The sequence below is a fragment of the Coleofasciculus sp. F4-SAH-05 genome, assembly GCF_040222985.1.
GTDB classification, from domain to species: domain Bacteria; phylum Cyanobacteriota; class Cyanobacteriia; order Cyanobacteriales; family Coleofasciculaceae; genus Coleofasciculus; species Coleofasciculus chthonoplastes.
Genome location: NZ_JAVKBY010000155.1, coordinates 64,111 through 70,728 on the forward strand (window position 1 = coordinate 64,111; position 6,618 = coordinate 70,728).

The 6,618-nt window shown below is 46.5% G+C and carries 8 protein-coding genes; 3 read left to right on the forward strand and 5 right to left on the reverse strand.

From position 1 onward, the window contains the following. Positions 1-78 precede the first annotated feature (78 nt). Positions 79-927, reverse strand: coding sequence for an ABC transporter permease (locus RIG27_RS19030; protein WP_446347720.1), 849 nt, complete (start codon positions 925-927; stop codon positions 79-81). Between the two features lie 20 nt (positions 928-947). Continuing rightward, entirely contained in the window at positions 948-1,727 is a 780-nt protein-coding gene (locus RIG27_RS19035) for a photosystem II S4 domain protein (protein ID WP_446347722.1), read from the reverse strand. Between the two features lie 267 nt (positions 1,728-1,994). Between RIG27_RS19035 and RIG27_RS19040 the strand changes: the two genes are divergently transcribed. Beyond that, the gene (locus RIG27_RS19040; protein ID WP_446347734.1) at positions 1,995-2,951 is read left to right on the forward strand and encodes an alpha/beta fold hydrolase; all 957 of its coding nucleotides are present in this window, start codon (positions 1,995-1,997) and stop codon (positions 2,949-2,951) included. 42 nt (positions 2,952-2,993) lie between these two features. Here the strand turns inward: RIG27_RS19040 and RIG27_RS19045 are convergent, their stop codons facing one another. Both RIG27_RS19045 and RIG27_RS19050 read right to left on the reverse strand, forming a co-directional pair. Then, positions 2,994-3,203 carry a hypothetical protein gene (locus tag RIG27_RS19045; RefSeq protein WP_446347724.1) on the reverse strand — a complete coding sequence of 70 codons (210 nt, stop codon included), beginning with the start codon at positions 3,201-3,203 and terminating at the stop codon, positions 2,994-2,996. Positions 3,204-3,293: 90 nt separating this feature from the next. Then, positions 3,294-3,794 carry a hypothetical protein gene (locus RIG27_RS19050; RefSeq protein ID WP_446347726.1) on the reverse strand — a complete coding sequence of 167 codons (501 nt, stop codon included), beginning with the start codon at positions 3,792-3,794 and terminating at the stop codon, positions 3,294-3,296. A gap of 203 nt (positions 3,795-3,997) precedes the next feature. Between RIG27_RS19050 and rppA the strand changes: the two genes are divergently transcribed. Further along, a complete protein-coding gene (gene rppA, locus RIG27_RS19055; protein WP_446347728.1) occupies positions 3,998-4,705 on the forward strand; it encodes a two-component system response regulator RppA in 708 nt (235 codons plus the stop codon). Further along, on the forward strand, positions 4,692-6,059 hold the full coding sequence (rppB, locus tag RIG27_RS19060; RefSeq protein WP_446347730.1) for a two-component system sensor histidine kinase RppB: 1,368 nt from the start codon (positions 4,692-4,694) through the stop codon (positions 6,057-6,059). Before rppA ends, rppB begins: the two co-directional genes overlap by 14 nt. A gap of 26 nt (positions 6,060-6,085) precedes the next feature. Here the strand turns inward: rppB and RIG27_RS19065 are convergent, their stop codons facing one another. Beyond that, positions 6,086-6,283 carry a hypothetical protein gene (locus RIG27_RS19065; RefSeq protein WP_446345845.1) on the reverse strand — a complete coding sequence of 66 codons (198 nt, stop codon included), beginning with the start codon at positions 6,281-6,283 and terminating at the stop codon, positions 6,086-6,088. Between the last annotated feature and the right edge of the window lie 335 nt (positions 6,284-6,618).

A 6,618-nucleotide genomic window follows, 5' to 3' on the forward strand; every position in this document is an offset into this window, starting at 1 on the left:
TTTATAATTTAACGTTTACTATTCTTTGACCAATGACCAATGACCAATGACCAATGACCAATGACCAATGACGAATCCCTACCTCAATCGCTTCTTTTCCCCTTGATAGCGCAGCCACTCACCCACAAAGGCAATTGCCCCAGATGCGCCAATCAAAATTACACTCAAGGCATTAATATCTGGTTTAACTCCAGTACGAATGCGGCTAAAAATTTCCATCGGTAGAGTTGTCGATCCGGTTCCAGCCGTAAAGCTAGCAATCAGGAAATCATCCATACTGAGAACAAAGGAAATTAAGCACCCCGCAATTATGGCAGGCATCAATTCTGGCAATAACACTTGCATAAACGCTTGAAACGGGGTTGCGCCTAAATCGAGTGCTGCTTCTTCCAAATACGGATCAAGACTAGAAATGCGCGAAGAGACGACAAAAGCAATGTATGCCAGACAGAATACCACATGCGCCGCCACAATTGTCCACAAACTTAATGGCGTGCCAATCACCGCCAGAAACACCAGAGTCGCCACTGCCATGGCGATATCGGGAATAATCAACGGTAAGTAGGATACCCCACGATATAACCCCTTCCCCATAAATTGATAACGCACCAACCCCACCGCCATCAACGTGCCAATCACAGCGGAAATAACCACAGCCACAAAAGCAACCGTCAAGCTATTTTGCAACGACTTCAGCACCCGTACATCACTAAATAGCTTAATGTACCACTCCAACGTAAATCCCTGCCACTTGGCACTATAGGCTGACTGATTAAAGCTATAAAATGTCAAGACCAAAATCGGCAGATACATATAAAAAAACATCAGCAAAGAAAATATCCCTTGCCAAGAAAAGCTCGGCTTGAGTTTAGATGATTGCATCTCGACGGGAAGTTCCTCCTGCTGATGGCTTACTGAGTCTGTCATCTAATGCTGCTGGAAAATGGTTAAATAAATCGGGTTAACTGGATACGGTAACGCTCTTTTTTGGTTATGGCAACATCTCCAACTTGCAAGCGGCCTTTACCCCGAATCGCGATTAAGTCGCCCGGTTTAACCGAGTAACTCGACTGGCTCACCTCTTTCCAGTTTACCCGCACATCACCCGCCCCAATCAAATCTGCCATCTTACTGCGGGATGTGCCAAATCCGGCTGACGCGATCGCATCTAGGCGCATCGATGCTTCGACTGTCGTCATTTCTTTCTTCTTGGGTTCTCGAATCTTGAGTTGACTCAACTCAATCGGTCGAGTTTTCACCGGCACCGAACGCACTTGAGTCAGGTGCATCTCCAGAAACTCGACAATATCTGGAATCACAATCACTTGAGCGCCGCGTTCTCCTAAGACAATAATATCGCCAACTTTCTCTCGAACAATCCCTGTTCCCAGAATCGCGCCCAAGAAATCCCGATGCGTGGCTGGATCAAAGAGAAAATTGCCCTCAATATCTAACGCCGCTACCTCAACCTGAGACTGATCCAGAGGCAATTCTTCACGGGTGATCCCCAGCCGTTGACGTTCAGCTTGAGGATATCCTCCCCATGGCAAAAGTTGTACCTCTGTCAACCGAGAAAACTGCTGCTGAATTTCCACCAGTACAGGCGGTGAGAGGAAATCGCTCAACACCACTTCCCAGGTTTTGATGGCTTGTTCCGCTTGATCAATTACACGGGCAACAGGATCACGATTTTCGACGCCTTTGAGTAAGTCCTCTCGTGGCAGCATGAGTAATGATGAGTTATAAATTATGCATAAGTTTGTTATTATATTTCATCTCTGAAAAAATTGCTAAAGTTATTTGTTTGGGAATAGAAACTAGCCGATGAACCGAACTGAGTACTCTATCCTACTCTGACTTAAGTAGGTTGGTGGAAATAAACTCAACTATATTAAGGTTTGTAAATAATCCTCAAACCCTTACAAAGGACGAATGACAAAGGACAAATGACGATCTCCACCGTTAACTTTTATTGTCCCTACCTACTTACTCCTATGTCGCTGTTTTCCCTGCGAGTTTTAATCCTAACGGCTACAACCTTGTATCAAGCGATCGCCTGCTGGCGAGAAGATCGTACACCACCACCGGGTCAACGGGTGGATGTGGGCGGTTTCTGCTTGCATTACGTTACAGCAGGCACCGGATCTCCAACCGTTGTACTCGATCATAGTTTGGGCGGAGTTGAGGGCTATTTTTTGGTGGATGAATTGGCGCAACTTGCGCGGGTTTGTATTTATGATCGTGCGGGTTTTGGCTGGAGCGATCACAGCCCTCATCCTCGCACCAGTAATCAAATTGTCACCGAACTTGACCAGATGTTGACCCTGGCGGGTTTAGAACCTCCTTATATTTTAGTGGGCAACTCCTTTGGCAGTTACAATATGCGTCTTTACGCCCATCGCTACCCTGAAAAAGTTGTAGGATTAGTCATGACTGACGGGTTACATGAATCAGCGATGTTAAAAATGCCCCTAATCCTGCGCGGATTACAATTGTTCTTTGCGTCAGGCTTTATCCTATCCGTTCTGGGAGCAACATTGGGCATCATTCGTCTGCTAAATATAATTGGCGTATTTGAATTAATCAAACCAAAATTACGTCAGTTTTCCCTGGATTCCCGTCAAGCGGTAAAACGCTCTTTCTGTCGCCCCAAACACTGGGTAACGATGACCCGAGAAATCTTGAGTTTAGATACAAGTGGTCGCCAAGTCCGCTGCGCTATTAATCTTAAAGATCTGCCGATTGTTAGTCTTAAAGCCTCTTCATTTTTCATCCCTTCACTTCTAACCGTTTTGATGCCATTGAAAGCCGCCAATCGATTACGCGATCGCATCCACGATGAGTTAGCTAAACTTTCAACCAATTGCGTGCAAATTCCGGTTGAAAACAGTGGTCATTTTGTCTGGGTGGATCGACCCGATGCGATTATTAAAGCCGTAAAACTTTTATGAGAAAGACTGACTCTTAACTAGGTTTCATTGATTGGCAGGTTGCTAGTGCAAGAAGGCAGAAATAACTGAACAGCTAATATCTCCCCCCGCTTCCCCTGCTCCCTCTGCTCCCCCTGCTTCATCGTATCTACGAAGCGGCTCTTGTATTTTTATGCCCGCTGCACTAGCTTCTCGTACATAATGTGTCCCATTTCCATCCCGGGTTCTCCAGTTGGGAAAATTGCCTGAATCCAGTAGGGGTTTGGTTACCAAACCCCTACTCAGATGGGAGGGGAACTACCCCTAGATTAGAAACATCCTATCTAATTTGAACTTGAGATTTTAGATAGCCGATAAACCCTGTCACTCGGTATATCCTTGAATCGTTTCCGGCTCAAATCGCTTCAGTAGCGGGGTAGCTTGGCGAATTAAGTCCTCTGAACCTTTAACAACAATTATATATTTCCCCTGATTGAGACGATTGCGGTAGGGGAGTGCGTCACCACTACCCAAGGCAATGCCAACTCCGCCACCAACAAAAAAGCTGCCCATTGCTGCCGCGATCGCACCGAAGATACCGCCAATGATATGATTCCCTATGGGACTTATAGGTAGAATTTCGATCGCCGTGAGTAGGTTAAAGGCATATCCAGCCGCAAAACCAAAAGGGAGCAACCAGTAGGCGAGTTGCTTAACTTGCTTAATTGCTTGCAGATTCGGGTCAATCAAGCCAAACTCATCAGCACTTTGATAGCCTTTACCCAGAATCGTGACTTGATTCATCGGCAAGCCTCTTTTTTCCAGAACTGTGTAAGCTTCTTCGGCTTCAATGCGATTTTTCAGGACAGCAAGCAGGTAGTTCATAGTATCAGGTAGACTTAAATCGTTACAGAGGCTTCGGAATTAATTTTAAGTTTTAGTCTTTATTCTTGCATAACCTCAATCGTAACACCCAAGAGCGTTGTGGAAACGCGATCGCACACACTTAATTCATTGATGGTGTTCGGGTCTAATTTCACCGTTATAGGACTGATAGTCTTGAACCTAAGCGTTTACGGGTTAAATCTATGAGAGTGTTGCTAGTTGAAGATGAGCCAGACTTGGGGGCTGCCATTAAGCGAGCGTTAAGTCTAGAAAAGTACGTGGTTGATTGGGTTGTTGACGGTACTGAAGCTTGGGGCTATTTAGAAGACCAGGAAATGCAGTATACGCTGGCTATTTTAGACTGGTTACTACCCGGACTATCGGGACTAGAACTACTGCGTCGGCTGCGTGCGAACAAAAGTTCCTTGCCCGTTTTGATGCTAACCGCAAAAGACCGCTTGGAAGACCGGGTGGCGGGGTTGGATGCGGGAGCAGATGACTATTTAGTCAAGCCGTTTAGAATGGCAGAGCTGCTAGCCAGAGTTAGGGCACTGCAGCGGCGATCGCCTCAACTCCAACCCCAACAACTTCAAGTGGGAAGCCTGACGCTCGACTGCGGTACTCGAACAGTTTATCGTGTCGCGGCGAAGGGAGAAAAACAGGAGGTGCAGCTGACTAATAAGGAGTACCAGCTTCTAGAGTATTTCATGAGGCATCCCAATCAAGTGGTAACTAGTGACCAAATTCGCAATCAGCTCTGGGAGGTGAGTGCAGAACCGATGAGTAATGTCGTGGCGGCACAAATACGCTTGCTGCGCCGCAAACTTGAATCAATCGGCTGCGCGATTCCGATTGAAACGGTACATGGTATAGGATACCGTCTTAATTTGAGCAACGATGCGTCAAAATAAGCTATTTAGCCAGACTCGTCAAAAATTGGCACTCTCCTATGCCTTCGTCATGGGTGTCATTTTGAGCCTGTTGGGGTTTGGCGTTTATGAAGCGATCGCTCATGCTCATTTAATCACTTTAGAGCGGGAGTTAAAATCTGTAGCCGGGACACTCCATGACAGCCTAGAATCAAAACTCAAGCAGCCTGGACAAGTGGAGCCAAGGGTTCGGGATATTTTACCGAATCTTTGTCTAGTGGAGATAAACTGCTCTCCAGCACGGGTGAATGGTGAACGCCACAGGCTCAGTGCTGTTAATCAAGGAGACTACTACATCCAGCTATTTGATCAGTCAGGCAGTTTGGTAGCGATCGCGGGGGCTGATCCAGCCGGATTACCCCTCGTGTTCAACCAGGACTCTTGGCACACTGTATCAGATGAAGAGGGCAACACCTATGAGCAAATTTCCCTATCCCTACATACCCAGGATCAGCAGGATTGGGGCTACTTACAGGTAGGGCGTTCTGTGCAAGACATCAACGACTACATGAGTACAGTGAAATTAATTTTGGGATTGGGGTTGCCAATCGCCATGATTCTTGTTGGCGTTGCCAGTTGGGGGTTAGCGGGGTTAGCCATGCAACCGATTTACCAATCTTACCAGCAAATCCAACAATTTACTGCTGATGCGGCTCACGAGTTGCGAACCCCTGTCGCCGCGACACTGGCGACGGTAGAATCGGCTTTGTTGATGCCCAGTTTAGATGAAAAAGAGGCACGAAACACCCTGGAAATTGTTGAACGACAGAATCGGCGGCTGAGTCAGTTGGTTGCGGATTTGCTATTGTTGTCTCGCCTGGATCGGCAACCTGCACCTGTACTACGTCAGAGGTGCTGTCTGAATGACTTAGTGAGCGATTTAGTTGAGGAATTAGCCGCCTTAGCTGTTGCTTCTCAGATCACGCTGAGTTCTGAGGTACGAGTGGGAATTCCTCTAGAGGTGATCGGGGATGAGGAACAGCTTTATCGCTTAGTGTCTAATTTAATTATTAATGCTATCCAATACACTCCAGTTGGGGGAAACGTAACGGTTATTTTAGACAAGGGTGATCATTATGGGATGATCCAAGTTAAAGATACAGGGATTGGCATTACCCCAGAAGACCAAGGACAGATTTTTGATCGCTTCTATCGAGTGAATAGCGATCGCTCTCGTCATACGGGGGGTTCGGGATTAGGGTTGGCTATTGCGGCTGCGATCGCGCAGTCACACCACGGTAGTTTGCAGGTACAGAGTGAATTAGGCGTTGGCAGTATCTTCACCCTGCGATTGCCTTTAGTGGGAAGTTCCGTGACATCTCCTCAACCAACTTGAGTACAGATGGACGTAACACAAAGTAGCTAAATATACACGACAAAATCACCCTGACTAATTTGACTGACTTGAATTCCAATTAGAGTCGCCAAGACTTCGCCACTGTTCTTAACAGAAATCAAGGTATTGTCTTCAGCTTGGGTGAGCAGCAGTTGACTGAAGGTTAAACCCGATGCCAAACCCAATACATCTGCACCGACTTGAAAATCAAAAATCGTATCCATTCCGGAATCAGCGATTAATTGAAATTGATCAGGACTGTAGGGGCGACCCGATAAAATTAAAGGTTAGGTGATGTTAATTGAATCCGGCTCTTCGCCCCTACCATTGTTTTTATGTATACGATGTCAGATCATTACCAATACCTGACGGAGGGCGACCCGATACCATTAAGGGTTGGGTGATGTTAATTGAATCAGGCTCTTCGCCCCTACGAGAACATCAACGGTTTCGGGTTTTCTGTCGTGATTGTCAAGATTATTGGGATAATATCGGTTGTAGGGGCGAGTCGCTGCATCAATGTTGGGTGTAAGAATTAACCTATATCGACTCGCCCCTG